Source organism: Sulfuricella denitrificans skB26 (genome assembly GCF_000297055.2).
Taxonomy (GTDB): domain Bacteria; phylum Pseudomonadota; class Gammaproteobacteria; order Burkholderiales; family Sulfuricellaceae; genus Sulfuricella; species Sulfuricella denitrificans.
Genome location: NC_022357.1, coordinates 1,055,255 through 1,079,081 on the forward strand (window position 1 = coordinate 1,055,255; position 23,827 = coordinate 1,079,081).

22 protein-coding genes and 3 tRNA genes are annotated in these 23,827 nt (G+C 53.6%); 15 read left to right on the forward strand and 10 right to left on the reverse strand.

Annotated features, from left to right (window positions below):
• Positions 1-19 precede the first annotated feature (19 nt).
• Positions 20-793, forward strand: coding sequence for a 3'-5' exonuclease (locus SCD_RS05195; protein WP_009206162.1), 774 nt, complete (start codon positions 20-22; stop codon positions 791-793).
• 101 nt (positions 794-894) lie between these two features.
• A complete protein-coding gene (gene rlmD, locus SCD_RS05200; protein WP_009206161.1) occupies positions 895-2,184 on the forward strand; it encodes a 23S rRNA (uracil(1939)-C(5))-methyltransferase RlmD in 1,290 nt (429 codons plus the stop codon).
• A 43-nt stretch (positions 2,185-2,227) separates the two neighbouring features.
• Here rlmD and SCD_RS05205 read toward each other — a convergent pair whose 3' ends face one another.
• Entirely contained in the window at positions 2,228-2,917 is a 690-nt protein-coding gene (locus SCD_RS05205; protein ID WP_009206160.1) for a Bax inhibitor-1/YccA family protein, read from the reverse strand.
• Positions 2,918-3,022: 105 nt separating this feature from the next.
• Between SCD_RS05205 and SCD_RS05210 the strand changes: the two genes are divergently transcribed.
• The 4 genes from SCD_RS05210 (at position 3,023) to SCD_RS05225 (ending at position 7,329) form a co-directional block, all read left to right on the forward strand.
• Positions 3,023-3,110, forward strand: a tRNA-Ser gene (locus SCD_RS05210).
• A gap of 179 nt (positions 3,111-3,289) precedes the next feature.
• Positions 3,290-5,620, forward strand: coding sequence for a Tex family protein (locus SCD_RS05215; RefSeq protein WP_009206159.1), 2,331 nt, complete (start codon positions 3,290-3,292; stop codon positions 5,618-5,620).
• Positions 5,621-5,659: 39 nt separating this feature from the next.
• Entirely contained in the window at positions 5,660-6,316 is a 657-nt protein-coding gene (locus tag SCD_RS05220; protein WP_041673336.1) for a pentapeptide repeat-containing protein, read from the forward strand.
• Between the two features lie 353 nt (positions 6,317-6,669).
• On the forward strand, positions 6,670-7,329 hold the full coding sequence (locus tag SCD_RS05225; RefSeq protein WP_009206158.1) for a VPLPA-CTERM sorting domain-containing protein: 660 nt from the start codon (positions 6,670-6,672) through the stop codon (positions 7,327-7,329).
• Between the two features lie 202 nt (positions 7,330-7,531).
• On the opposite strand, the gene modC is transcribed toward SCD_RS05225, so the two are convergent.
• From modC to queD, 4 genes are all read right to left on the reverse strand, one after another.
• On the reverse strand, positions 7,532-8,608 hold the full coding sequence (gene modC / locus SCD_RS05230; RefSeq protein ID WP_009206157.1) for a molybdenum ABC transporter ATP-binding protein: 1,077 nt from the start codon (positions 8,606-8,608) through the stop codon (positions 7,532-7,534).
• Positions 8,605-9,282, reverse strand: coding sequence for a molybdate ABC transporter permease subunit (gene modB / locus SCD_RS05235; RefSeq protein WP_009206156.1), 678 nt, complete (start codon positions 9,280-9,282; stop codon positions 8,605-8,607). Before modB ends, modC begins: the two co-directional genes overlap by 4 nt.
• A gap of 10 nt (positions 9,283-9,292) precedes the next feature.
• Positions 9,293-10,048, reverse strand: a complete 756-nt coding sequence (gene modA, locus SCD_RS05240; protein ID WP_009206155.1) for a molybdate ABC transporter substrate-binding protein — start codon at positions 10,046-10,048, stop codon at positions 9,293-9,295.
• A gap of 61 nt (positions 10,049-10,109) precedes the next feature.
• Positions 10,110-10,556, reverse strand: coding sequence for a 6-carboxytetrahydropterin synthase QueD (gene queD, locus SCD_RS05245; protein WP_041673338.1), 447 nt, complete (start codon positions 10,554-10,556; stop codon positions 10,110-10,112).
• A gap of 337 nt (positions 10,557-10,893) precedes the next feature.
• On the opposite strand from queD, the gene SCD_RS05250 reads away from it, so the two are divergent.
• Positions 10,894-11,745 (forward strand): radical SAM protein, encoded by an 852-nt coding sequence (locus tag SCD_RS05250; protein ID WP_009206153.1) that lies wholly within the window; start codon positions 10,894-10,896, stop codon positions 11,743-11,745.
• A 12-nt stretch (positions 11,746-11,757) separates the two neighbouring features.
• Here SCD_RS05250 and SCD_RS05255 read toward each other — a convergent pair whose 3' ends face one another.
• On the reverse strand, positions 11,758-12,054 hold the full coding sequence (locus SCD_RS05255; RefSeq protein WP_009206152.1) for a helix-turn-helix domain-containing protein: 297 nt from the start codon (positions 12,052-12,054) through the stop codon (positions 11,758-11,760).
• Between the two features lie 252 nt (positions 12,055-12,306).
• Here SCD_RS05255 and SCD_RS05260 point away from each other — a divergent pair, with 252 nt between their 5' ends.
• From SCD_RS05260 to SCD_RS05285, 6 genes are all read left to right on the forward strand, one after another.
• Positions 12,307-13,533, forward strand: coding sequence for an aspartate kinase (locus tag SCD_RS05260; protein WP_009206151.1), 1,227 nt, complete (start codon positions 12,307-12,309; stop codon positions 13,531-13,533).
• Positions 13,534-13,577: 44 nt separating this feature from the next.
• Positions 13,578-13,670: transfer RNA gene (locus SCD_RS05265), tRNA-Ser, on the forward strand.
• Between the two features lie 44 nt (positions 13,671-13,714).
• Positions 13,715-13,791 (forward strand) — tRNA-Arg (locus SCD_RS05270).
• Positions 13,792-14,292: 501 nt separating this feature from the next.
• Positions 14,293-15,069: a VPLPA-CTERM sorting domain-containing protein gene (locus SCD_RS16700; protein WP_021035795.1), complete on the forward strand. Its 777-nt coding sequence runs from the start codon at positions 14,293-14,295 to the stop codon at positions 15,067-15,069.
• The gene (locus tag SCD_RS05280) at positions 15,062-15,403 is read left to right on the forward strand and encodes a hypothetical protein (RefSeq protein ID WP_041673339.1); all 342 of its coding nucleotides are present in this window, start codon (positions 15,062-15,064) and stop codon (positions 15,401-15,403) included. The genes SCD_RS16700 and SCD_RS05280 overlap by 8 nt, the downstream gene beginning before the upstream one ends.
• 41 nt (positions 15,404-15,444) lie before the next feature.
• The gene (locus SCD_RS05285; protein ID WP_021035796.1) at positions 15,445-15,813 is read left to right on the forward strand and encodes a hypothetical protein; all 369 of its coding nucleotides are present in this window, start codon (positions 15,445-15,447) and stop codon (positions 15,811-15,813) included.
• Between the two features lie 749 nt (positions 15,814-16,562).
• Here SCD_RS05285 and SCD_RS05295 read toward each other — a convergent pair.
• The 4 genes from SCD_RS05295 to SCD_RS05315 all read right to left on the reverse strand — a co-directional run bounded on the left by SCD_RS05295 (position 16,563) and on the right by SCD_RS05315 (position 20,946).
• Positions 16,563-18,038, reverse strand: a complete 1,476-nt coding sequence (locus tag SCD_RS05295) for a primase-helicase family protein (protein WP_009206146.1) — start codon at positions 18,036-18,038, stop codon at positions 16,563-16,565.
• Positions 18,035-18,688 carry a hypothetical protein gene (locus tag SCD_RS05300; protein ID WP_009206145.1) on the reverse strand — a complete coding sequence of 218 codons (654 nt, stop codon included), beginning with the start codon at positions 18,686-18,688 and terminating at the stop codon, positions 18,035-18,037. The genes SCD_RS05295 and SCD_RS05300 overlap by 4 nt, the downstream gene beginning before the upstream one ends.
• A gap of 450 nt (positions 18,689-19,138) precedes the next feature.
• Positions 19,139-19,603 carry a hypothetical protein gene (locus tag SCD_RS05310; protein WP_009206144.1) on the reverse strand — a complete coding sequence of 155 codons (465 nt, stop codon included), beginning with the start codon at positions 19,601-19,603 and terminating at the stop codon, positions 19,139-19,141.
• Positions 19,600-20,946: a tyrosine-type recombinase/integrase gene (locus SCD_RS05315; RefSeq protein ID WP_009206143.1), complete on the reverse strand. Its 1,347-nt coding sequence runs from the start codon at positions 20,944-20,946 to the stop codon at positions 19,600-19,602. Before SCD_RS05315 ends, SCD_RS05310 begins: the two co-directional genes overlap by 4 nt.
• A 663-nt stretch (positions 20,947-21,609) precedes the next feature.
• Here SCD_RS05315 and SCD_RS15970 point away from each other — a divergent pair.
• Positions 21,610-22,062 (forward strand): helix-turn-helix transcriptional regulator, encoded by a 453-nt coding sequence (locus tag SCD_RS15970; RefSeq protein WP_009206142.1) that lies wholly within the window; start codon positions 21,610-21,612, stop codon positions 22,060-22,062.
• On the forward strand, positions 22,049-23,302 hold the full coding sequence (locus SCD_RS05325; RefSeq protein WP_009206141.1) for a type II toxin-antitoxin system HipA family toxin: 1,254 nt from the start codon (positions 22,049-22,051) through the stop codon (positions 23,300-23,302). Before SCD_RS15970 ends, SCD_RS05325 begins: the two co-directional genes overlap by 14 nt.
• Positions 23,303-23,827 lie beyond the last annotated feature (525 nt).

A 23,827-nucleotide genomic window follows, 5' to 3' on the forward strand; every position in this document is an offset into this window, starting at 1 on the left:
TCAACGGAATTCGAAGAACATGACCCCGGTACTGGTGTTTGACATAGAAACGGTCCCCGATATAGCGGGATTGCGCAAGCTCAACGGGCTTGGGGATGAAATCGACTCGGCCCAAGTGGCGGAGATGGCCTTCCACCAACGTCGTCAGGTAACGGGCAACGACTTTCTGCAACTGCATGTGCAGCGTGTGGTAGCGATATCCTGCGCCCTGCGCGAGCGCGACAGCTTCCGCATCTGGTCGCTGGGCAATCCCGAGGACGACGAGGCGGAGTTGATCCGCCGCTTCTTCGAGGGCATCGAGAAATATACGCCGCAGATCGTGTCGTGGAACGGCAGTGGCTTCGATCTGCCGGTGCTGCACTACCGCGCCATGATCCACGGCATCCAGGCGCCGCGCTACTGGGACATGGGCGAAGACGACCGCGAGTTCAAGTGGAACAACTACATCAGCCGCTACCACACCCGCCATCTCGACCTGATGGACTTGCTTGCGCTCTACCAGCCACGCGCGAATGCACCGCTGGACCAGATTGCACAACTGGTCGGCCTGCCCGGCAAGCTCGGCATGGATGGCTCGAAGGTCTGGGATGCCTTCCAGAACGGCGAGATCGACGGTATCCGCAATTATTGCGAAACCGACGTCGCCAACACCTACCTGGTTTACCTGCGTTTCCAGCTGATGCGCGGCGCGTTGACGCGCGAGGCATACCAATCCGAGTGCGATCTGGTGCGCGCTACCTTGAGCAAGTCCGATGCGCCGCACTGGCAGGAGTTCCTGGCTCTGTGGAAATGACTAATAAAATCTTTTGAACCGCAGCTGGAGTAAGGTGCGTCTCACGCATCTTTTGCACCGGTGCCGCACTCTATATTTACAGGTTTTTCAAATTGAATCCCATGACCATTATTGAATCTCTCGACCACGAAGGGCGCGGCGTCGCCCATGTGGAAGGCAAAACCATCTTTATTGAAGGCGCCCTGCCCGGTGAAACGGTGGAATATTCCACCTTCAAGAAAAAGCCTAGCTACGAGCAGGCCACGGCCACGAAAATCCTCAAGCCCAGCTTCATGCGCGTCACGCCGCGTTGTCCGAGTTTCGGCCTGTGCGGCGGCTGCAGCATGCAGCATATGGAGGCCGGGGCGCAGGTTGCGGCCAAGCAGCGCGTGCTGGAAGACAACCTGTGGCATATCGGCAAGGTGAAGGCGGAGGAAATGCTCGCCGCCATCTATGGCCCACCCTGGGGCTATCGCCACCGAGCGAGGGTGTCGGTCAAATATGTGCGCAAGAAAGAGCGCGTCCTGGTTGGTTTCCATGAAAAACGCAGCAGCTTTATCGCCGACATGGAGAGCTGCGAAGTGCTGCCACCGCGCATTTCCGCCCTGCTCATGCCACTGCGCGCATTGGTCGAACAGCTTTCCATCCGTGAGCGCTTGCCGCAGGTGGAAGTAGCGCTGGGTCAGGATGTCGACGTGCTGGTGCTGCGCATCATGGATCCGTTGAACGAGCAGGATGAAGCGCTGCTGCGGGCGTTCGCGGACAGGCATCGGGTTCAGTTTTTCCTGCAGTCCAAGGGCCCCGATACGGTGCAACCGTTTTATCCGCTGGATGCGCCGGAGCTCAACTACACCTTGCCGGATTTCGACATCGTGATGCCGTTTCGACCCACCGAATTCACCCAGGTCAACCCGGATATCAATCGCGTGTTGGTGCGCCGCGCAATTAACTTGCTCGATCCGAAGCCGGGCGAGCGCATCGCCGACCTGTTCTGCGGGCTGGGTAATTTCAGCCTGCCGATCGCCCGGCGCGGTGCTGACGTGGTGGGGGTTGAAGGCAGCGCCAGCCTGGTGCAGCGTGCGCAGGCGAATGCCGAGGTTAACGGTTTATCGGCGCGGGCACGTTTTGTCGAGGCGAATCTGTTCGAGACGGATGCCGTCGGCCTGAAAAAACTGGGGCATTTCGATAAAATGCTGATCGACCCGCCGTGCGATGGCGCGGCAGAAGTGATCAAGGCGCTGGCGGAAGACGGGCCGCAGCGCATCGTCTACGTGTCGTGCAGCCCGGCTACGCTGGCGCGCGATGCCGGAGTGCTGGTGCATGAAAAAGGCTATAGGCTGAAAGCCGCCGGCGTGGTCAACATGTTCCCGCATACCGCGCACGTCGAATCCATCGCCCTGTTCGAGAAATAAAAAAGGGCGGCCACGGCCGCCCTTTTTTGATGTTGCGCGGTGTCTAGTCGCGTTCGCCGGTGAGCGCCATCAGAAGCGATAGCAGGTGGACGAACAGGTTGTAGATGTCCAGGTAAATCGCCAGGGTGGCCATGATGTAATTGGTTTCCCCGCCGGTGACGACGCGACTGACGTCATACAGGATGAAGCCGGAGAAAATCAGCACGGCAATCGCGGAGATGGTGAGCTGCATCGCCGGAATCTGGAAGAACATGTTGGCAATCATGGCGACGATCAGCAGGATCAGCCCGATGAACAGGAACTTGCCCATGAAGCTGAAATCTTTCTTGGTTACCGTGGCAATGGTCGCCAGGGAGAAGAAGATCAAACCCGTGCCGCCTGCCGCCATTCCGACCAGCTGTGCGCCGTTTCTCAGATGCAGAGCGGCTTGCAGAATAGGTCCGAGTATCAGGCCCATGAAGAAGGTGAGGCCAAGCAGGAGTACGATACCGAGGCTGTTTTCGCGGTTTTTGCTGATCCCCCAGAACAGGCCGAACATCACCGCCATCATGAGGATGAAGCCCATAAACGGGCTTTGCGCCATGAACGAGAAGTTCAGGTTGATGCCGATCACCGCGCCGATCACCGTCGGAACCATGCTCAAACCGAGCAGCATATAGGTGTTGCGCAATACCTTGTTGGCAGCAAGGGCCAGTTCGGTTGTTTGTGACGTCATTCGCAGTTCAGGTTGCATCCGTTAACTCCTATTACAAAAAAGACATGAGTAAGACTACGCAATTCGGGTTAAAGTTTCAAGCACTGGTCAATATTGGTGGCAAACGGTATCATGACGGCCATTGGAAGGTTGGCCGAGTGGTTTAAGGCAGCAGTCTTGAAAACTGCCGATCTGAAAGGATCCGTGAGTTCGAATCTCACACCTTCCGCCAATTCGATATCCAGCACTATCCATAAAAGTACTCAATCCCCTGTAAATTTAGGGTATCGCCTTCCGTTCCAAACAAGTCGAGGAATTGAAGCGCATCAAGTGGCGCGCTTCTGCCACAAAGCCATAACCAGAAATAAACCAAGGCAAAATAGCGCCTTTCTTCGCAATATCCGGAGCATCATGATTACCAGCATCACCCAACGCATCGCTCAGGAACTTTTCGTTCATCCCAATCAAGTCCAGGCCGCTGTCGATCTGCTCGACGGGGGCGCCACGGTTCCCTTCATCTCGCGCTACCGCAAGGAAGCGACCGGCAGCCTCGACGACACCCAGATGCGCACGCTGGAAGAGCGCCTGCGCTACCTGCGCGAGCTGGAGGAAAGGCGCAGCGCCATCCTCAAGAGCGTCGCCGAGCAGGGCAAGCTCAGCGCGGAGCTGGAAAAGGAATTGCTCGGCGCCGACAGCAAGGTACGCCTGGAAGACCTCTATCTGCCCTACAAGCCTAAGCGCCGCACCAAGGCGATGATCGCCCGAGAGGCAGGCCTGGAGCCGCTGGCAGAGGTGCTGCTGGCTGACCCCATGCGGGTGCCGGAAGAGGCCGCGCTGGCTTACGTCGATGCCGACAAAGGCGTGGCCGACGTCAAAGCCGCGCTGGAAGGCGCACGCCATATCCTGATGGAGAAGTTTTCAGAGGATGCCGAATTGCTTGGGAAATTGCGCGACTACCTGTGGGATAACGGCGTGCTCAAATCCACCCTGGTGGCAGGCAAGGAGATTGAAGGCGCAAAATTCCGCGACTATTTCGATTCCCGCGAACCGCTGAAAGCCATTCCCTCGCACCGTGCGCTGGCGCAACTGCGCGGACGCAACGAAGGTTTCCTGCAACTGGCTCTGGTGTTGGAGGAAGACGAGCAGGCGCAGGGACGTGCCGCGCCACCCAACCGCTGCGAACAGATGATCGCCCGGCGTTTTCTTGTAAAGCCCCCTCTCGCACAGACGGGAGAGGGCGGGCGTCCCGCCGACAAATGGCTGAATGAAACCGTGCGCTGGGCGTGGCGGGTGAAGATTTTCCTGCACCTCGACCTGGAATTGACCAGCCGTTTGCGCGAAGCCGCCGAGGCCGAAGCGATCCGTGTGTTCGCACGCAATCTTCACGACCTGCTGCTCGCCGCGCCAGCCGGGCCGCGCACTACCATCGGCCTCGATCCGGGGCTGCGCTCCGGGGTAAAAGTGGCAGTGGTGGACACTACCGGCAAGCTGGTCGATTTCTCCACCATCTATCCGCACGAACCCAAGCGCGAGTGGGAAAAGTCCGTCGCGGTGATTGCGGCGCTGGCCACCAAGCACCGCGCCGAACTGATCAGTATCGGCAACGGTACCGCCTCGCGCGAAACCGACAAGCTGGCGAATGAGGTGATCAAGCGTCACCCCGATCTGAAACTGCAAAAGCTGGTGGTGTCGGAAGCTGGCGCCTCGGTGTATTCCGCCTCTGAACTCGCAGCGCGCGAGTTCCCCGACGTCGACGTGACCATACGCGGCGCGGTGTCCATCGCCCGCCGCCTGCAAGACCCGCTCGCCGAACTGGTGAAGATCGACCCCAAATCTATCGGTGTCGGCCAGTACCAGCACGACGTCAACCAGTACGATCTGGCGCGCGGCTTGGACGCAGTAGTGGAGGACTGCGTCAACAAGGTCGGAGTGGACGTGAATACCGCCTCGGCGCCGTTGCTGGCACGCATTTCCGGGCTGAACGCCACGCTCGCCGGGAATATCGTGGACTACCGCGACCAGTACGGCGCCTTTTCAAGCCGCTCGGCGCTGAAAAAGGTTCCGCGCCTCGGCGACAAGACCTTCGAGCAAGCAGCCGGTTTCCTGCGTATCATGAACGGCGATAACCCGCTCGACGCCTCCGCCGTTCACCCGGAATCCTATCCGCTGGTGGAGCGGATCGTCGCCCGCCTCAAGGTCGGCATCAAGGGATTGATCGGCGACAGCAATACCCTGCGCCGCCTCGCGCCGACCGAGTTCACCGACGAGAAGTTTGGTCTGCCGACGGTGAAGGACATCCTCTCCGAACTGGAAAAACCCGGGCGCGACCCGCGCCCGGAATTCAAAACCGCCACCTTCCAGGAAGGGGTGGAAGAGCTCAAGGATTTGCAGCCCGGCATGATCCTCGAAGGCGTGGTGACCAACGTCGCCAACTTCGGCGCTTTCGTCGATATCGGCGTGCACCAGGATGGCCTGGTACACATCTCGGCGCTGGCGCAAAAATTCGTCAAAGACCCGCACAGCATCGTCAAGGCAGGAGATGTGGTGCGGGTCAAGGTGCTGGAAATTGACCCTATCCGACGCCGCATCGCGCTCACCATGCGCCTCAGCGATGACACAGCACCTGCCGCGTCGACACTGCGCAACGAACCTTCACGCAAGCCACAGGCCAAACGCGAGCCGGCGCCTCAAGTTGGAGGCGCGATGGCAGCGGCAATGGCCAAGTTGCGCAAGGGTGGATAATCACGAAATCATGAACAGGTGTCTCGGGGTGGTTTCGTAATGCAGATTTTCGACCGTGACGCACTCGAGTCGGCGGTTCGCTCCGGGCGACGAGCATTTACTGAATGCGATTTTTCCAATGCGGATTTGTCCAGATTGGACTTGTCGGCCATCGAGTTCTCCAATTGCGAGATCACGAGGGTTAATCTGCGCGGAGCGAGTATTTGCGACAGCGCCTGGATTTCGTGCAGAGGGGTCGGAGCAAGCCTGCATGCGACTGATTGCAGTGATACAAGCTTCTTGCGGTGCAATTTCTCAAATACGGATTGGCGCGGTGCAAGGCTTTCGTCTGCACGCTTCGAAGGCTGCAAGCTAACGGGCGCCAACTTCAGCGATGCTCGTCTGCTGGGCATCCATTTCGAGCGCTGCCTGCTCGTCAGCGCAATACTTCGGGGCGTGTCATTCCGTAAGAGTGAACTTATAGGGCTTGATTTCACCGACGCCGACCTTGGTGGCGCCGATTTCCGCGATGCCGTGTTAACGGAGTGCAGCTTGCGAGAGGCATCGCTACGGACAGCTTCGTTTCTCAATGCTGATCTGCGTGGATGTGATCTCGGTAGTCTGAATTTTAGTGACGCAGGGGCGTTACGTGGTGCAATTATCTCCAGCTCTCAGGCAACGGAGCTTCTCGGCGGTTTCGGTTTGACAGTGCTTTAGGTGACTTACCCATTGATATGCTACTTACCGCTTTTTTTGAACATATCAGGAAAAAGCAGAACCGGCTCTGGAGTTGGGTAATAGTCTCAAAAGTGCACGAGGGACGTTGAAAAAGTCTCTCCATTACAGACACTCACTCAAACCAAATGGTTTTTTCGGAATTATTTCCATCGTTCGAAATTGCTTGCAGCCCTATGAGGCGGCTGTGTACCAAGAGAAGTAAGTCGGCATTATTACAAACCGACCCGAACCTATCTTTCCAGGCAAGCTTCTAATTATTAGAATATTTTTGTCCGCCTAATACCATAGATGGTAAAATGGTCTAATTGTTAACCTTATTTTGCGAAGTCTAAATGAAATCTAAGATATTGTTCATTCTATCCTTGACTGTTTTGTTGTCAGGCACTGCCAATGCTGCAACCACTAGCTTCTTTACCGGTTCGGAGGTTGCGACACTTGTGGCATCTGGAGCGACCTCTGATACCATCAGTAGCAATGGTTATCTGTTCACTTATACCCGTGATAAATTATTTACCGGTGGGGTTAGCACAGCTGAGCCAGGCCGATATGTTAGAGTTCCATGGCCTGATGGCGTGGAAGCGCAAGCTGTGACTGTTGGCCCGGTCAGTAAACCGCAAATCACAATAAGCCGGGTCGATGGGAACGTCTTCGACATTACTGCCTTCACTGCTAAATTGCTTGCCAGCTCGGGTGGAGCAGGCGGCGCATTTGAAGTGGTTCCTCTTATTAACGGCGAAGACAAATACAAAGACCCCGTTGCTTTCAATGCCACAGGGTATACAAACCAGATATTTTCATACGGTTCCCCTTCCACGTCGTTACTGACAGGGGCTGACGCGTATAAATTCAGTCTGTACGTCGACTTCGCCTTGACGGGCCTCACTCTGGTGGATGCCAGCACTACGCCAGTCCCAGTTCCAGCAGCTTTATGGTTATTTGGAACAGGGCTGATTGGTTTGGCCGGTGTTATTCGCAAGCGCAAAACAACTTAATTGGCGTTCTTGCTTACGAAGACGGCGGCCAATTGGTCGCCTTTTTTGTTTGTGGGTTCGTTTGCTGAAGGTCTTGCTTTCATCTGGTGCGAAGGACCGAAAAGGGTCGCGAAGGAAGTTGATCTTTCCATGCGGCAGACGTTGATTAGCAGGGAAATCGGATAGGGCGCGCTACGAGGGGTTGTTACCAGTTGCAACGCCTTCATCCCAGCAGGGCGACGCTTTTTACCTGGGCAAAAACCATTGTACCCGGCTGAAGACCTAGAAGGGTGCGGGATTTGCGGGTGACCCTCGCCAGTAGCGGGACGCCTCCCGTATCGAGTTTAATCATGACCTGAGACGGGTTCTCGTCGGCAATTTCCACTACTTGGGCCGGCAGGATGTTGAGGATGCTGGAATCGTCGTGATGCTCCAGCGCGAGGCTCACATCGCGGGCATGGATGCGCAGGCGCATGGGATGCCCTGGTGCTTGGGTTTGCCGGGCGACACTGATGCTGCCGCCGCTGTAATCCAGTCGGGTGAGGCGGAAAGTGTCGTCATGTTCTCCGATCACTGTATCCAGCACCACGCCCGCCTCGTCGCCGTGGGCCAGGGGTAGATCCAGGCGCGCCAGCATGGCATGAAGCGGCCCATGGGCCACGGTTTTCCCCCTATCCATCAGCACCATATGGTCGGCCAGCCGCGCTACTTCATCCGGAGAGTGGCTGACATAGATGACCGGGATCGATAGTTCGTCGTGGAGGCGCTCCAGATAGGGAAGGATGTCCTTCTTGCTGGCCAGGTCCAGCGCGGCCAAGGGCTCATCCATCAGGAGCAGGCGCGGGCTGGAGAGCAGCGCCCGGGCGATCGCCACGCGTTGCCGCTCGCCGCCGGACAAATGCGCCGGGTTGTGGTCGAGAAGTTGCCCGATGCCGACCAGTTCGACAGCTTGCTCAAAACTCACCCGTCGTTCCGCCGCCGGGATGCGCTTCCAGCCATATTCCAGGTTGCGGCGCACGTTCAGGTGAGGAAACAGGCTGGCTTCCTGAAACACATACCCCAGAGGGCGGCGGTGGGTGGGCAGGAAGAAACCGTTGTTTTCATCCTGCCAGATCTCGCCGTTCACGGCGAGATAGCCGTCCGGCGCGCGTTCCAGTCCGGCGAGGCAGCGTAGCACCGTGGTTTTGCCCGATCCCGAGTTGCCGAACAGCGCGGTCACTCCCTTTCCCGGTGCATCGAACGAAGCGTTCAGCCGGAAATCACCGAGGGCCAGGCTGAACCGGGCAGACAGGCTGCTCATGGGCCCACTCTCTGCGTGCGCTGGCCGAAGCCATACAGCGCCAGCAGTACCAGGAAAGAAAACAGCAGCATGCCGCCGGCGAGCCAGTGGGCCTGTGCATATTCCATTGCCTCGACATGGTCGTAGATGGCTACGGAAAGCACTCGGGTGGCCCCGGGAATGTTGCCGCCTATCATCAATACCACGCCGAACTCACCCACGGTATGGGCGAACCCCAATATGGTGGCAGTGAGGAAGCCGGGCCTGGCAAGAGGGAAGGCTACGCTGAAAAACCGGTCCCAGGGGCTGGCGCGCAAGGTGGATGCCACTTCCAGGGGGCGGCTGCCCAGTGCTTCGAAGGCATTCTGGATGGGCTGCACTACAAAGGGCAGGGAATACAGTACCGAGCCTACCACCAGACCGGCGAAAGTGAAGGGCAGGGTGCCCAGGCCGAGTATCTGGGTTAACTGTCCCACCGGGCCTTGAGGTCCGAGGGTCATCAGCAGATAGAAGCCCAGCACCGTCGGTGGCAGCACCAGGGGCATGGCGACGATGGCTCCAACGGGTATTTTCAGCCACGACGAGGTCCGTGCCAGCCACCAGGCGAGCGGCGTGCCCATCAGGAGCAAAAGCAGGGTGGTCGTGGTCGCCAGGCGCAGGGTCAGCCAGACCGGGGCGAAATCGAAGGCATTCAAGATAGGCTCATTATTTAGGTAGATCGTAGCCGTAACGTTTGATGATCGTGGTGGCTTTGTCCGATTTCAGGTATTTGAGCAGTTGCTCTGCTGCGGTCTTGCCCTTGCCTCTGGCGAGCAGGATCGCATCCTGGCGGATCGGGGTGTACATTGCTTGAGGTACAAGCCAGAACGAGCCTTGCTGTTCTGCGTTGTCTTGCCTGATCTGGGAAAGCGCAACAAAACCGAGCTCGGCGTTGCCACTGGAGACGAACTGGTGGGTCTGGGCAATGTTTTCGCCGAAAACTAGCCGGGATTGTATCGGTTGCCACATGCCCTGCTTTTCCAGAACCTCCTGCGCCGCACGACCGTAGGGCGCCAGCTTGGGACTGGCGATGGCGAGGTGCCTGAACTTGCCGTGCTTCACGATATTGCCCTGGGGGTCGACGTAGCCTGGTTTGGGGCTCCACAGCGCCAGTCTGCCGAAGGCGTAAGGGAAGCGGGAGCCGGCTACGCCCAGCCCTTCATTTTCGAGCTTTGTCGGGGTTTCTTCGTCAGCGGACAGGAATATTTCGAAGGGTGCGCCGTTCTTTATTTGAGCATAGAGTTTGCCCGTTCCCCCAGAGGAAACAAGCGCCTTATTGCCGGTATCCCGGGCAAATTCTGCTGCTATCTTTGCCATCGGTGCGGCGAAATTGGAGGCTACTGCGACATGGACTTCGTCTGCTGTTGCCAGGTTCATCAGCAAGCCGAAAAAAATAGCGGGGGTCCAGTTCAAATTTTTCATTTTTCACTTGGAGCCGATAGAGTTGCCTAAAACTGGAGAGGCCTGAGTTCAACTCAGGGGCTCACTCACCCCTCGTTGCATCGGCCCAGTTGTTGGGGGTTTCGTAAATTCGCACCCGTTCGAGGCGCAGATTGTTGCCATAGGTGTCGCGGTAGGCTAAATCCAGAATCTGGAACGCCTTGGAGGCAAGATTTTCCGCAGTGGGCACGCAGTCGAGCATAACGGTCTTGTGTCCTTCAATGCTCTTCAGGAAGTCGAGAACGACAGTGTCGCCGGCATACACCAGAAAGGCGTGATCCCAAGGTTCCACTACATGCTTCTGGGCGATGGCCTTGACGTCGGAAAAGTCCATAACCATGCCTTCTTCCGACGAGCTAGGCATACTGATGATGTTGCCGGACAGGCTGATCTCGATGGCGTAGCGATGGCCGTGCATGTGGCGGCACTGACTTTTATGGTGCGGGATGCGATGGCCGGCATCAAATTCGAGTCTGCGCGTGATCAACATATTTGGAGGGCCAGGGTGGTGGTCAATTCCTGGTGGATTATATCATCCTAGAAACCTCAGTTGACCGCTCGACTGGATATTTAACACTGTGATTTCAATAAACTTGTTCATGATATGCCTCTTCACCCGGTTAGTGAGTCCGCTACGGGGTGGATTGTACGGTTTTGGGGGCACATGGCAGCGTTACAACTCCTTGGAATGGAACGACCATTCCGCGTCGCTGTGCCTTGCCCTGCACCCCCAAAACCATACACTCCACCCCGTCCAACTAAGGTTTCTAGGATCATTGCGCCGAATTTGTTGGCGCCTTGGCAAACGAAGCTTTAAAATCGATTACATGTCCAAGGTGCTGAATATTTACGATCATGACCGCGACAGCGCGGGGATGGCTTATGTCTATCCGGTGATCTCGCGCCGTGCCGGTGGCGTATCAGTGGGGATCAACCTCAACACCAACAGTGCCTGCAACTGGCGCTGTATTTATTGTCAGGTGCCTGACCTCAAGCGTGGTGGCGCACCTGAGCTTGATTTGATAAAGCTGGCAGGAGAATTGCGCAGTTTTTTGCGGGAATTACTCCAAGGTGATTTCATGCAGCGACGGGTGCCAGCCGAGGCGCAGCGGCTTAACGATATCGCCTTGTCAGGCAATGGCGAACCGACTAGTGCCAGGGAGTTCGTCCAGGTAGTCGATTTGATCGGTGAGATCATGGCGGAATTCGACCTGATCAGAAAGATCAAGCTGGTATTGATCACCAACGGCAGCCTGATTCAGCGCGCCAAGGTCCAGGAAGGCTTGCGAAAAATGGCTGGTCTGGGCGGAGAGGTGTGGTTCAAACTGGACAGCGCCACGGCGAATGGGATGCGCAGGATTAACAGTACCCGCCAGACGGTAGAAAAAATGCATGGTAATTTGCGGACAGCTGCGCTGCTATGCCCGACCTGGCTGCAAACCTGTGTTTTTGAACTGGACGGACAGCCTCCTGCACATGTTGAGCGGGAGGCTTATCTGAAATTCATCGGGAGGCTGCGGACAGAGGGAGTGCCGTTGCACGGTGTGTTGTTATACGGACTCGCGCGCACTTCGATGCAACCCGAAGCAGGGCGCTTGTCAGCATTGCCGCAAGAGTGGATGTTGAATTTCGCGGCTGAGATCGAGAAGCAGGGTGTTGCGGTAAAGCTGAGCTGCTAGGCTCTATTCGGGTCAAGCTTCTTTTTTCTTGGCACGAGCCGCTTTTTTCAGACTTTTATACAAATCTGAATGCTCTTCCTTCATGAAGTTGATGATTTCGAAGTCTTCTTTTTTGACCTTGGTCAAGTCCAGTTGCTCCACATGGACGAGGCGCAACAACTCTCTGACCGGTTTCGGCATGTTGCGACCGCTTTCATAGCGGGAGCCACCGCTTTGAGTTACGCCGATTTGGGTCCAGAACTCCTGCTGGTTCAGACCAAGCTTCCGCCGGATTTCACGCGGGTTTATGATATTTTCAAATATTTTCATGATGTTATCGCCATTTATTAACAAAGTGACTAAATAAAATCCCTACTACGTAATAGGGAAAACCCTAATTGTTCGCATAATGTTATCACGGTTATTTTAAAAACACACAACAATGATGACATTGGGTTTTATGTGTAGTTCCCTTATAGGGTTGAAATACTGATATTTATCAATTTATTTGGCGGGAGTTTTCCATGTGCTCGTCATCTTTCCTTAATTGAATTAGAATTATCAATTTTTTGCGGGTGTGCAATGGCACTAATTGTTCAGAAATATGGCGGCACATCGGTCGGCAACCCCGAGCGAATCAAGAACGTTGCCCAGCGCGTAGCTAAATTCAAGATGCTTGGCCATCAGGTCGTGGTCGTGCTCTCCGCCATGAGCGGCGAGACTAACCGATTGATTGCCCTGGCCAAGGAGGTTCAGCCCAACCCGGATCTGCGTGAAATGGATGTGCTGGTTTCCACCGGCGAGCAGGTGACGATTGCACTGCTTTCCATGGCACTGATGGAACTGGGGCTGAAGGCGCGGAGCTATACCGGCTCCCAGGTCAAGATACTCACCGATAGCGCGCACTCCAAGGCGCGCATACTCGACATTGAAGAACACAACATGCGCGCCGACCTGGACGCAGGTTATGTGGTCGTGGTTGCGGGTTTCCAGGGCGTGGATGAAAAAGGCAACATCACCACCCTCGGTCGTGGCGGTTCGGATACCACAGGAGTGGCGCTGGCCGCGGCGCTGAAAGCCGACGAGTGCCAAATCTATACCGACGTGGACGGCGTTTACACGACTGACCCGCGCCTCGTTCCGGAAGCGCGTCGGCTCAAGACCATTACCTTTGAAGAGATGCTGGAGATGGCAAGCCTCGGCTCCAAAGTGTTGCAAATTCGCGCGGTTGAATTTGCCGGCAAGTACAAGGTCAAATTGCGCGTGCTTTCCAGCTTCGATGACGAGGGGGAAGGCACTCTGATCACCTTTGAGGAAAATGACAAAATGGAACAAGCGATTATTTCGGGTATCGCGTTTAACCGCGATGAGGCAAAAATCACCGTACTCGGCGTACCGGATCGTCCCGGCATTGCCTACCAGATCCTCGGGCCAGTCGGCGAGGCCAATATCGACGTGGACATGATCATCCAGAACGTCGGCGCGGACGGCTCCACCGATTTCACCTTCACCGTTCACCGCAACGAATACACAAAAGCGCTGGCAGTGCTGAAAGGCGTGCAATCCCACATCGGCGCCCGTGAGGTTTCCGGTGATGACCGCATCGCCAAGGTCTCCGTGATCGGCGTCGGCATGCGATCTCATGCGGGAATCGCTAGCAACATGTTCAGGACGCTGGCAGAAGAAGGGATCAATATCCAGATGATTTCCACCTCTGAAATCAAAATTTCGGTAGTGATCGACGAGAAATACATGGAGTTGGCTGTTCGCGTGTTGCACAAGGCGTTTGGCCTGGAGCAGGGAGCCTGAGCGGTTTGACCTTTTGCGTCTAAGTCGGTATCCTTGCGCACTTCGGAGAGATGGCCGAGTGGTCGAAGGTACTCCCCTGCTAAGGGAGCGTAGGGTTTATAGCCTTACCGAGGGTTCGAATCCCTCTCTCTCCGCCATTGTTTGATGGCGGTTTTTGTCATATAATGCCGCCTTCACAAATGCGCCGGTAGCTCAGCTGGATAGAGTACTTGGCTACGAACCAAGGGGTCAGGGGTTCGAATCCCTTCCGGCGCACCAGATGTATCAATGAGTTAGGCCACCTTCGGGTGGCCTTTTTCTTTTCCTGTTATCCGGTTTTGTAAAAAGTGCCCAACAAAGTGCCCAACAGATTGAATCGCTAGGCTGATGTGCTGCCGATATATTTCAGCCCCACCCGCTCCCTTGGCGTCAATCCCCCTCTGCCCTGCATCCTCTAGTCCTTCACTTCAGTAATCAAATACCACGCGCAGCAAAAGCCAATTGTTGCGGCATCGCTGAACTAGTCGTCCCCATTCCACTGCCCGCCTCCGAATTGTTTGGGTTTAGGATTGCTGCTAGATGAGAGGGGGGAGGGCAAACGATAATTTCGCGCATACTGGGTATGTGTGGATCGAAGTCCGACCGTAAAGCCCTCAACTATTTATACCTACAATTAGGGATTCCCCTATACAGATATCAGGAATAAAAGAGTAGCGTGTCCATAATGCTCCTCTTGCCATGAGAGGAATGCACAAAAATAACTAAAAACTGGAGTAGACCATGAAAGCTCTCGCCTCATCCCTTGCGTTATGCGCCGTGCTTGTTTCTAGTGAAGCTAATGCTGCGCTGATTGACCGAGGCGGTGGACTGATCTACGACAATGTGCTCAATGTTACATGGCTGCAAGATGCGAACTATGCCAAGACGCAATATATTCAAAGCGGTGGCACACAAGGTTATGCTAATGGCTATATGAACTTAAGTCAGGCCACCACCTGGGCATCCAACCTCAGCTACTACGACAGCGTGCGCAACGTCACCTACACCGACTGGCGCCTGCCGAACACCAACCCCGTGAACGGCACTGCATTCAATTACAACTTGAGCTACAACGGCTCCACCGATTATAGCTACAACGTCAGCGCGTCAGGCACTGCCTATGCTGGCAGCACGGGCAGTGAGATGGCACACCTGTTCTACAATTCACTCAACAACAAAGGGTACGCTAATCCAGCAACGTCATGGATTTCATCAACCGCCGGTCATTTAGAAATGCAGTTCGGCTGGGGCCTCGCTAACACTGGCCCATTTAGTAATCTTTTTGGCGTTGACTACCTATCCGAGTGGACCGGGCCGATGTACTCTCCGGATGGAAGCGGTGGCCACGTATGGACCTTCAGGTTCGCCGATGGATTTCAAGGCCCCGCTGGGGACACAACCGCATATGCCATGGCTGTTCGTGATGGTGATGTTGCCGCCGTCCCTGTGCCTGCTGCTGCATGGCTGCTAGGTTCTGGCCTGCTGGGCTTGGTCGGTGTGGCGCGGCGCAATGCGTAAATTTATTTTGATAATGCTACTGGCTATTGTAAGCAGTAGCGCTATGGCTAAAAGCCAAATGCTTCTAGCGACTGGTGTTGAGGGCACCAAGGTTTATTACGTCAAACCTGAAATGGCCTCGCGTAAAGATGATGTTGTGGGCTTTCATCTGCTCACTATTGGACCGGACGGTAAGCGTCACACGTCTATGATTGTGGGGGATTGCTCTTCGCCTTCCATAATGATTTGGTTCTTTGATGGTAAGGAGGTAAGGCAGCATGGCAAGACCAAGGTAGGCGAGCCCTTGGCCCTTGGCGTCAACTACGCCTGCAACACAGCGAGAAGAAGCCCGTAGCCGAGAGAGGTTTTTAAAATTGGGATTGAGAGGGGTTTGGCATGGGACTATTTCGGATACTAAAGAGCATCGTTAATACAGAGGTAATGGGCGAAGAAGTGGTTTCGACAATTGAGAAAATGTATGCCATGTCCAAAAGAACATCGCCATCTGCCGAAGAGCATGAAATACTCGCAGAAATATGTATAAATCGAATGAGGGCTCGGTCGGGGAAACAAAGGTCGGAAGAAATGGAGTTTGCGGCCTTGTCACAATCGGCGGCGTTTACATCGTTACCTTCTCCTATAAATGCCCGTGCTCTCGGCCTTTATATTTTGTCCCAAGAACGCCCTGATATTATCAACCAACACCCAAAGTTTTCTGCTGAGTTTCATAGATTAATGGCTGGTGCGTTTGACCCAAACATGTAATTTGGCGGGAATATCCGCGCAAAATTCCGGCACTCCGATGGCCGCCTTTACTTTATTTCGTCGTGCACGGCGGCACCCAATATCTTACCCCACCCTTGCGACTTGTGTAATCGCGCCGCTGTTGCCACCCCAACTGCCTGAGAGCCAGTGCCACTGAACCACGGTGGGGGGTATCCTGATATCGACCATGAAGATTAGTGCATATCTCGTTAAGGTGGTACCGGCGATTTTTTAGGGCCACTGGCTGCGCGTTGAACCATCTGGCAATCTGATCAACTAGCGGCTCCCAGCGGCGCAGGTGGTCGGCTTTCTGTTGTGCCTGATCTACTGCTAACTGTGATGCGGTTGTGGCTTGCTGCTCTGCGGCTTGCCGCTGAAGGTTTGTCATGTAGGCTTTAAGAAACATATTTCCTCCGGTGTCGGTGTCGAAACGCTCTATGGTGTGCTCAGATTAAGTGAGGCAATTCTCGGTTTCTGATTGGCAAGCGAGGCAGGAGAAAACGCAATGGTGACGCTGGTTCCAAGTCCTCTGCCTCACTTGCCTCTCTTTATTTTAAAAAAAATAGAATATATAAATACAATCCCCTGCTACGCCATCGTCACGGTGCATTTCATTGCAACAAAGTTTTTGCGCAATTTGGCAATAATCTGAGGAAACCCAGTCGTACCAGCATTTCCAGCCGAGGCACAAAGTGAGGCACATCTGAGGCGTGCGGTGTACGTGAGGCATAACTGAGGCAGATTGGTTATCACTTCAGTAGTTTTTCCATCTCTACTGCCCACTCTGCATCCGGTTGTTGCTTCCAGTAATCGGCGCGTGCAATCGCCATGGCGCGAACTTTCCTGCCGTTTTTGAGGCGAACTTGATTGGTGCGTGCGTGTGCGCCGAGTTTCTTGCATGCCCCTGTTATGGCTTTTGCTGAAGTGTTACGGCGATCTGTTTCCCGGTCATACCGCCCTGCGAGTTCATGTGCTGTGACCACCTCTCTGCCAAGCACTTGGGTAATGTCTGATGTCATCAAATCTGCCAACCACGTTTCAAGGTCGCTGCGGTTATCTTGGACCATCTGCTGCTTGGCTGCTGTCATCGGCGCGTGCGCCTTGGGGTTGAAGCTCTTGATGTCGCAGATCAGTAGTGAGTGCAGTAGGGTGGAAAGTCCGCCATTATTTTTCCATGCAACATATTCTTGAGCCATCGCTTCTGGCAGTCGTCCTGCTGTGATTTCCCACACAAAAAATCGCCTATCTTTATCGTCCAAAAATAGCGCGTCATTGTGGTTTGATAGAAATACAAAATTCATCAGGTTTGGCACTTCGCGTGCAGGCTGATATTTTTCGTTAATGCTTACCGAGGTACTGGTTATCAGTCCTTTGAGCTTGTCAGCATCCTGCCGCCGGTCGGTGCTCGATACTTCGTCACCGATAATAAAAACACGACGATTTGCCCACCCGTTAAAGCTGCCGATCAATGCAGCTTGCCCGATTACCGCCGCGTGTGTGCTGCCGATTATGTCTGCGATTGTTTCGAAAAATAGGTTTTTGCCGACACCTTGCTCTTGGCCCCAGAAGGCTAGAGAAACATGCATCTTTATCTCTGGGTGCTGAATGAGGTGTGCCAGCCATGCCAAAACATAGCGCTGTGCTTCCTGCTCTGGCACCAGACGTACTAGTAGTTCTGTGAATGGTTTGATCCCTCCCTTCATCGGCTGCACGGCAAACCCTCGCCATTCGTTGAGGCAGTTGTCAGATGTGACGAGGTCCTCGCTTGGACGGATCACCAGCTGGCGATGCTGGCGGCGTTCGGGATGTTTCAGCCATGCGGTTCCGATGCCAACCGATTTGGAACTGCCGCCTGACTGGATGCTTACCGTTTTGTTATCGTGTTGTGTCTTGAATTTTGCGGGTTCGATAAAGTCGCCATATTCCAGTCGGTAGATGCTGGTATTGGCTTCGATCCATGCGTAGTTCTGGTTGAGGTCATCAATGGCACTAGAAGCTCCTTGTTGGCCCGCAATGGCGGGCAAGGATTGATCAGTTCCGTCGTTAATACCGATGATGGACTGGAGGTCGGAAAGATTAAAGGTATCGTCAAAAGTTTGGGCCTTACTTAGCGTCCCTTCGATAAAGTCATCCTCGCTGACGTTGCGGTGCAGATACGCAAGCGGCAGTAATTGCTTTAGTTGTTCAAGCGTAGTCGCGCCGCTAAGGATTGGCAGGGCTGTCATAGCGATTCCTTCCTACCTCGTGGCTCGTGCTCAAAGCCTAGTGCAATGGGTGTACGAACAATCCTCTTAAATTTGCATGTACTGCACACATTCCGATTTACGCTATCCAGCCGATCACATAGTGCAGGCTTTGTCTTTTCACTGTGAATTCTGGCGGCCCGTTCGCTCAATTCTTTCTCAGTGAAACCGGCGTAGCCATCACTGCATTCTCTGGAAAATTTAGGACTGGCATGTTCAGTGATAGATAGCACCGCCCACCAATAAGGTTCGCTTACATCCCCACGCAAAGCATGAATCATTGCCATCTGGGGGCATCGCTTCAAGATCAATTTGATACTGGGTGTTGGCTTGGGGAGAAAAATCTCTTCAAGATCGCGAAGGTTTTCTGGATTCGATCTCAGCGTGCCGGTATTATTTAGAACCATGCCATGAAAACATGCCGCACCACCGGGGTCGTCTGCGCCCCGCAATGCCCAATAGGCTTTCAGGCGATAGAACTGTCGTTGTCCTTCTGGCATGTTTTCCATAGGTGGCGTGTCGCGCCTGCAATTCCCAGGTATGTCCATCTCGCAAAGTGCCTTGATCTGCTCTACAGTGAAGGCGTTATATGTTTCTGCTGCTGGGCTGTCGTCAAGATTGTCAGGCATCATGGCTGCCCCCCCTCAAGTCACCGAGACGCCAGCGGGTCGAGTGTGGCCCAGCGCTGAATGGCGGTGCTATACGCTTTGCTTTCACGTCACGCCAAATGGAAGCAGGGGAGCGTCCTTTCAGAACGCATACGACCTGTATATCTACAGCCGCATCATCGGGCATGGAATCAATGAGATCGAGTTTTTGTTTCAGCCGGGCGTGCCGACGCTGGGTGTGTGCTTCTTTGTTGTGATCCATGCTTGTTCCTCTCTAGGTGGTTTGCGCTCAATTGAGCTGAGAAGAACTTTAAGTCTGGATTAACCCCAAAACTTTGCCGGAAAAAAATGGGATTAGGAATGCCCTAGGGGCGGGCTTGTAGAGGGGGAATTATTTGTTTTACCCTATTGACAGGTTTTTTCCTTAGTCATAAATGCAAGGGCCATTGCCGACCTATTCATCTGGGGCGTGAATTAATCATCGTCAATGACAATGTGCTGCATTGGGTCAACGTACGGTGGCTCCTTAGCAAGCGTAGCCAGGTGTAATCTATTCACCTTCCGCCATTTTCCTAAGTAGTTTCTAATGGTTTTATTTGCTTGAATACGCTTCTTGCTGGTCGTCCCCAATGATTTACCGTAAAAACACCTGAGATTTTCGACCTTACCTATGATGGTTTTCTCAATTTCGTACAGGTTTTTTTCTATAGCCTCCGCTAACATTTCTTCCAATCTCCAACCCCACCCTAAAGTATAAAATTTTGATGTGCCTTTCCGTGGGCTAAATAATTGTCTACTCCTTTCAGACACGGCGAGCCTGTACGCTTCATTTAACAGAGCATTACTGCCAGTCGAAATCTGCTCATATAAACCACGTGCTAGATTCTCCCAACCGCCTACCTGTTCTGCTGCTTCTTTTGCATTGTCTATTTCGCTCATGCTGCCCCCTTCAGCAAAACTACGTTGTCGTCATTTCGCAGCAGTAGTTCTAAGCGCTCACCCAGTAGTCGCCATGCGTCGGCTTGCTCTGCCTTCAACTCTTGACGTTGATATATGCGGACAATTTTGTTCTGTTCGACATGGTTCAGGCATTTTTCAATCACGTCTGGCCTGACGCCTAGCGCGCCCATTATCGTTGCCCCGGTGCGGCGTAGATCGTGAGGGGTCCATCTCCCGCCCGGCAGTTCTAGCGCATTGGTGTTCAGGCTACGACAGGCCATGGGGGGTTTATCGCCACGTTGCCGGTCACCGACCTGTTTTGATAGTGACTTAACACAAACATGTACTCGCTTTCCTTCCTTGTTTTCCCACCTAGCGGGTAATACCCACGGGCTTTCTTTATCCAAGGCTTTTAAAATTTCGAACTGGTTAACGGCAAATGGGGAGAGAAAAACTGTGTGGGATTTTGCGTTCTTCGCGTTCTCAGGTGGTATGCGCCACGTACCGGTTTCAAGGTCGATGTCCTTCCATTCCGCCCGGCTGATTTCCCCAACACGGCAGCAGGTGGAAAGCATGATCCAGATTGCAGCGGTACTTGATTCAGTCATGCGAGCAGCTTTTAGCTTGCCCGGTAACGCCCTGATTTCGGCGTCGCTCAATATCCGGTCGCGCTCTACCTTCTTGCCAAAGTCATCACGCTTAAGGCGGCTTGTCGGGTCATTCTCAACCAGTCCGCGCACTATGGCGAAGCCAAACATCTGGCGCATATCCCCTAGCAAATTTCGCGCAACGATCCGCGCCCCTCGCTCTACTACGCTATCTAGCACCCCAACTACCATTGAACGTGTAACGTCCGCAGCTGCTACAGCTCCCAGTACGGGGAGCACGTCTTTCTCAAAACTGCGTCGGACTTCCGCTCCTTTATCTTTGCGGCGTTGGAGTTCCAATTTTTCCCAGCGTTCGAATAGTCCCAGCACAGTCAGTCGGGCTTTATGCGTTTCAGCATCGGTGATTCTGGCCTGCTCTAGGCCGACGGCTTCTGCCTGTTCGGCTTGAGATTTAAGGCGGCTTATGCGCTTTTCTTCGGATGGGTCTTTGCCATCGTCTAATATTCGTCTGGCTTTATCTCTGGCTGCACGAATATCCGCTAGTGAATTTTTTGGCCAAGTGCCACAGGTAAAGTCCTTGGTCTTGTCACCGAATCTGTAACGCCAGCGAAAAAGTACACTCACACCATCGGTTCTGGCCTTGACTGTGCCATATAGGCTGCCTTCGTCAGTTATGCGGTGTCCTACATTATTTGCTGTGAGCGCTTCGAGATTCTTGACTGTCAGCTTTGCCATGATTTTCTCCCTGGGTAGGGGCACATCCAGAAAAGTGCCCAACAAAGTGCCCAACAGGTTGATGGGCTTTCATGACATTCTATGCTACGGATTGATTCAATGCAACTTGAAATTAATCTAATAAATCAATCTACTGTAGTGATATTATACGTGATGTTGATGTATTGTGATGTGTGATGAGGCGATAAATTAACTAACTACGAACCAAGGGGTAAGGGGTTCGAATCCCTTCCGGCGCACCATACGTAACAAACAGTTAGGCCACCTTTGGGTGGCCTTTTTGTTTTGTGATATCTAATTGGTGACACTTTTGCACGGGCTTCACCCAAGTATTCTCCGTTCAAATCAATTTCTAATGCCATGAAATCTGCTGCCGACAGAGAGCGGATAGCAGATCTCTATTTCTCGGCTTGTTCAGATTTCCGTTGTCCTGAATAGGGTAGGAACAGGGGGTATCTTTCCAACGCTTTCGGGTAGCACGATGTGAAGCGACCACCTGTCCTGTGTGATTCAGGTTGTTGACCGATAATTCAGACAAAATTGCATATATTGTCCTTAGTGTCGGACAGAAAACCTGTTAAATGATGATTGGTTTGCGGTGCCAATAACAAATAGTGTCCAATACTTTTGACAATTAATCATAAGTTGTCTAAAGTATTGGACATGGCTAGATCATTTCACACTCTTTTTTCCTCGAACACGAAGCAACTGACCGCCCTTGGCGAGCGGTTGCGAGATGCCCGACTGCGCCGCAAGTTGACGACAGTGCTTTTCGCCGAACGGCTTGGCGTGTCCCGGGATACTTTAAACCGTTTGGAAAAGGGAGATCCCAATATCGCGATCGGTACCTACTTGAAAGCTCTGCGAATATTGGGTTTGGATCAAGATATCGATCAAGTGGCCAAGGATGATGTCATTGGCCGCAAACTGCAGGACCGTGATCTGCCCCCTCGCAGGACTATCAAGGGGCGCAGTACAGCCTTGGAGCTGTCTACACCGGTCCGCAATGCTGCAGAGCCAGCGATAGACGTGGAAAGCCATCGCAAACGAAACCAGAAGGCTCTTGCTTTGATGTTGAAACTCCGAAGCAAGGAGGCTGCCGATGGCGAAACCTAATCTAACGCGAGACACCTTCGAAGTCTTTCTCGAAGCCGAAGAGCTTGGCCATTCGTGCCAAGTCGGTACGATTTATCGTGACAAGGTGCGTACTGCCCTGCCGGTATCCTTCGAGTACACTGAAGAATGGATCACCCAGCATCCTTTCATGCTGGATCCTCGACTAGAGCTGTATGCCGGAGAGCAGCACCCTGTTGGAGCTTCCGTGTTATTCGGGATTTTTCTGGACTCAGCGCCAGATCGCTGGGGTCGCATGCTCATGGATCGGCGTGAAGCCATCCAGGCCAGAAAAGAGGGTAGGTCTCGAAAAGCACTGCAGGAGATGGATTACCTGTTGGGCGTGAATGACCTTACCCGGCAAGGCGCTTTACGTTTCCGCCGTCCAGGCGGCCCGTTTCTGGATAACAGTGAGTTGCCGACGCCCTCGGTAATGGATCTTGCTGAATTGGAAGCAATCTGTGACCGAATAGAGGAAGAGGGTGCCGAAGGCCTCCCTGAGTACGAGAAGTGGTTATCTTTACTGATTGCACCCGGGTCTTCACTGGGAGGTGCTCGACCGAAAGCCAATTTCGAAGAAGAGGATGGATCTCTTTGGATTGCAAAGTTTCCGGCGAAGAACGATACATACGACGTTGGCGCTTGGGAATACGTGATACACCGCCTGGCGGATAAGGCGAAGATATGGGTTCCCACTTCGCGCATGGTCTCGCTCGCATCGAGATATCGAACTTTCTGCGTAAAACGGTTCGACCGGGCAGGAGCCTCTCGGCGTATGTATGCTTCGGCAATGACCTTGCTTGAAAAAAAAGATGGTGAGGACGGCAGCTACCTGGAAATGGCCGAGTTGATTAGTAATTATGGAGCAAGCGGATTCATTGAAACCGACTTGGCTCAGTTATTCCGGCGCGTGCTTTTCAATGTGTTGGTCAGCAATCGGGACGATCACCTGCGTAACCATGGCTTTATCTGGGTTGCCGATGGATGGCGACTATCTGAAGCATTCGACATGAACCCGAATCTGAGCAAGGAGACGCACTCACTAGCGTTGGATGATGCCAATCCTGAGCCAGACATCCAAATGGCCATGTCCACAGCCGCGTTCTACCGACTGACGGAAAACCAAGCTCTGGACATTCTGGCGGAAGTTGTTGATGCCTTGTCTGGATGGAAAAAAGTGGCTAAGGATATGAAATTATCGGTTGCTGAAATTGACCGGATGTCACCAGCTTTTATGATATAAATGGCGTATTTGGTGGGCGACACACATAGACCATAGGTCAGTGCCTGAGGGCTCATATAGTGTGACTGAGATTTGGTAAGATTGTGTGTGATTGGTGGCAATCGTCACAAGCAATTGATATTAAAAATATATTTATTTAAACGAGCCGCCTACGAACCAAGGGGTCAGGGGTTCGAATCCCCGCCGGCGCACCATATGTAACAAACAGTTAGGCCACCTTCGGGTGGCCTTTTTGTTTTCCGGGGTTCCAAGGGTAAATCAAGGAGTGATCGCGTGCGTGTTTACATCTATTCTGCACTTTCTACAAAATTCCCATAAACCGTGGTCTGAGCCCTAATCTCTTCGGTATTTCATATAACGCCATAGTAATATCACTGAATCGTAGCGCAATTTTTTGTTTGATCCTCATTGATGCCTGTGATCGACCTGCTCGGAAGGCTTACGCAGATCGTGATTTGGAGATGCCAGATCGGCGAGGTTGAAATCTTTGTCTTAAACCAACTTCATCGGCTAGCGCCTCGGCCT

What these genes read in the sequence shown, in the direction of transcription:
- SCD_RS05325 (WP_009206141.1), top strand. Translation starts at nt 22,049, where the DNA reads ATGGCGAAACCTAATCTAACGCGAGACACCTTCGAAGTCTTTCTCGAA.
- SCD_RS05195 (WP_009206162.1), top strand. Translation starts at nt 20, where the DNA reads ATGACCCCGGTACTGGTGTTTGACATAGAAACGGTCCCCGATATAGCG.
- SCD_RS16700 (WP_021035795.1), top strand. Translation starts at nt 14,293, where the DNA reads ATGAAAGCTCTCGCCTCATCCCTTGCGTTATGCGCCGTGCTTGTTTCT.
- queD (WP_041673338.1), bottom strand. Translation starts at nt 10,556, where the DNA reads ATGTTGATCACGCGCAGACTCGAATTTGATGCCGGCCATCGCATCCCG.
- SCD_RS05250 (WP_009206153.1), top strand. Translation starts at nt 10,894, where the DNA reads ATGTCCAAGGTGCTGAATATTTACGATCATGACCGCGACAGCGCGGGG.
- SCD_RS05300 (WP_009206145.1), bottom strand. Translation starts at nt 18,688, where the DNA reads ATGATGCCTGACAATCTTGACGACAGCCCAGCAGCAGAAACATATAAC.
- modA (WP_009206155.1), bottom strand. Translation starts at nt 10,048, where the DNA reads ATGAAAAATTTGAACTGGACCCCCGCTATTTTTTTCGGCTTGCTGATG.
- SCD_RS05255 (WP_009206152.1), bottom strand. Translation starts at nt 12,054, where the DNA reads ATGAAAATATTTGAAAATATCATAAACCCGCGTGAAATCCGGCGGAAG.
- SCD_RS05205 (WP_009206160.1), bottom strand. Translation starts at nt 2,917, where the DNA reads ATGCAACCTGAACTGCGAATGACGTCACAAACAACCGAACTGGCCCTT.
- SCD_RS15970 (WP_009206142.1), top strand. Translation starts at nt 21,610, where the DNA reads ATGGCTAGATCATTTCACACTCTTTTTTCCTCGAACACGAAGCAACTG.
- rlmD (WP_009206161.1), top strand. Translation starts at nt 895, where the DNA reads ATGACCATTATTGAATCTCTCGACCACGAAGGGCGCGGCGTCGCCCAT.
- SCD_RS05215 (WP_009206159.1), top strand. Translation starts at nt 3,290, where the DNA reads ATGATTACCAGCATCACCCAACGCATCGCTCAGGAACTTTTCGTTCAT.
- modC (WP_009206157.1), bottom strand. Translation starts at nt 8,608, where the DNA reads ATGAGCAGCCTGTCTGCCCGGTTCAGCCTGGCCCTCGGTGATTTCCGG.
- SCD_RS05260 (WP_009206151.1), top strand. Translation starts at nt 12,307, where the DNA reads ATGGCACTAATTGTTCAGAAATATGGCGGCACATCGGTCGGCAACCCC.
- SCD_RS05225 (WP_009206158.1), top strand. Translation starts at nt 6,670, where the DNA reads ATGAAATCTAAGATATTGTTCATTCTATCCTTGACTGTTTTGTTGTCA.
- SCD_RS05280 (WP_041673339.1), top strand. Translation starts at nt 15,062, where the DNA reads ATGCGTAAATTTATTTTGATAATGCTACTGGCTATTGTAAGCAGTAGC.
- SCD_RS05220 (WP_041673336.1), top strand. Translation starts at nt 5,660, where the DNA reads ATGCAGATTTTCGACCGTGACGCACTCGAGTCGGCGGTTCGCTCCGGG.
- SCD_RS05295 (WP_009206146.1), bottom strand. Translation starts at nt 18,038, where the DNA reads ATGACAGCCCTGCCAATCCTTAGCGGCGCGACTACGCTTGAACAACTA.
- SCD_RS05315 (WP_009206143.1), bottom strand. Translation starts at nt 20,946, where the DNA reads ATGGCAAAGCTGACAGTCAAGAATCTCGAAGCGCTCACAGCAAATAAT.
- SCD_RS05285 (WP_021035796.1), top strand. Translation starts at nt 15,445, where the DNA reads ATGGGACTATTTCGGATACTAAAGAGCATCGTTAATACAGAGGTAATG.
- SCD_RS05310 (WP_009206144.1), bottom strand. Translation starts at nt 19,603, where the DNA reads ATGAGCGAAATAGACAATGCAAAAGAAGCAGCAGAACAGGTAGGCGGT.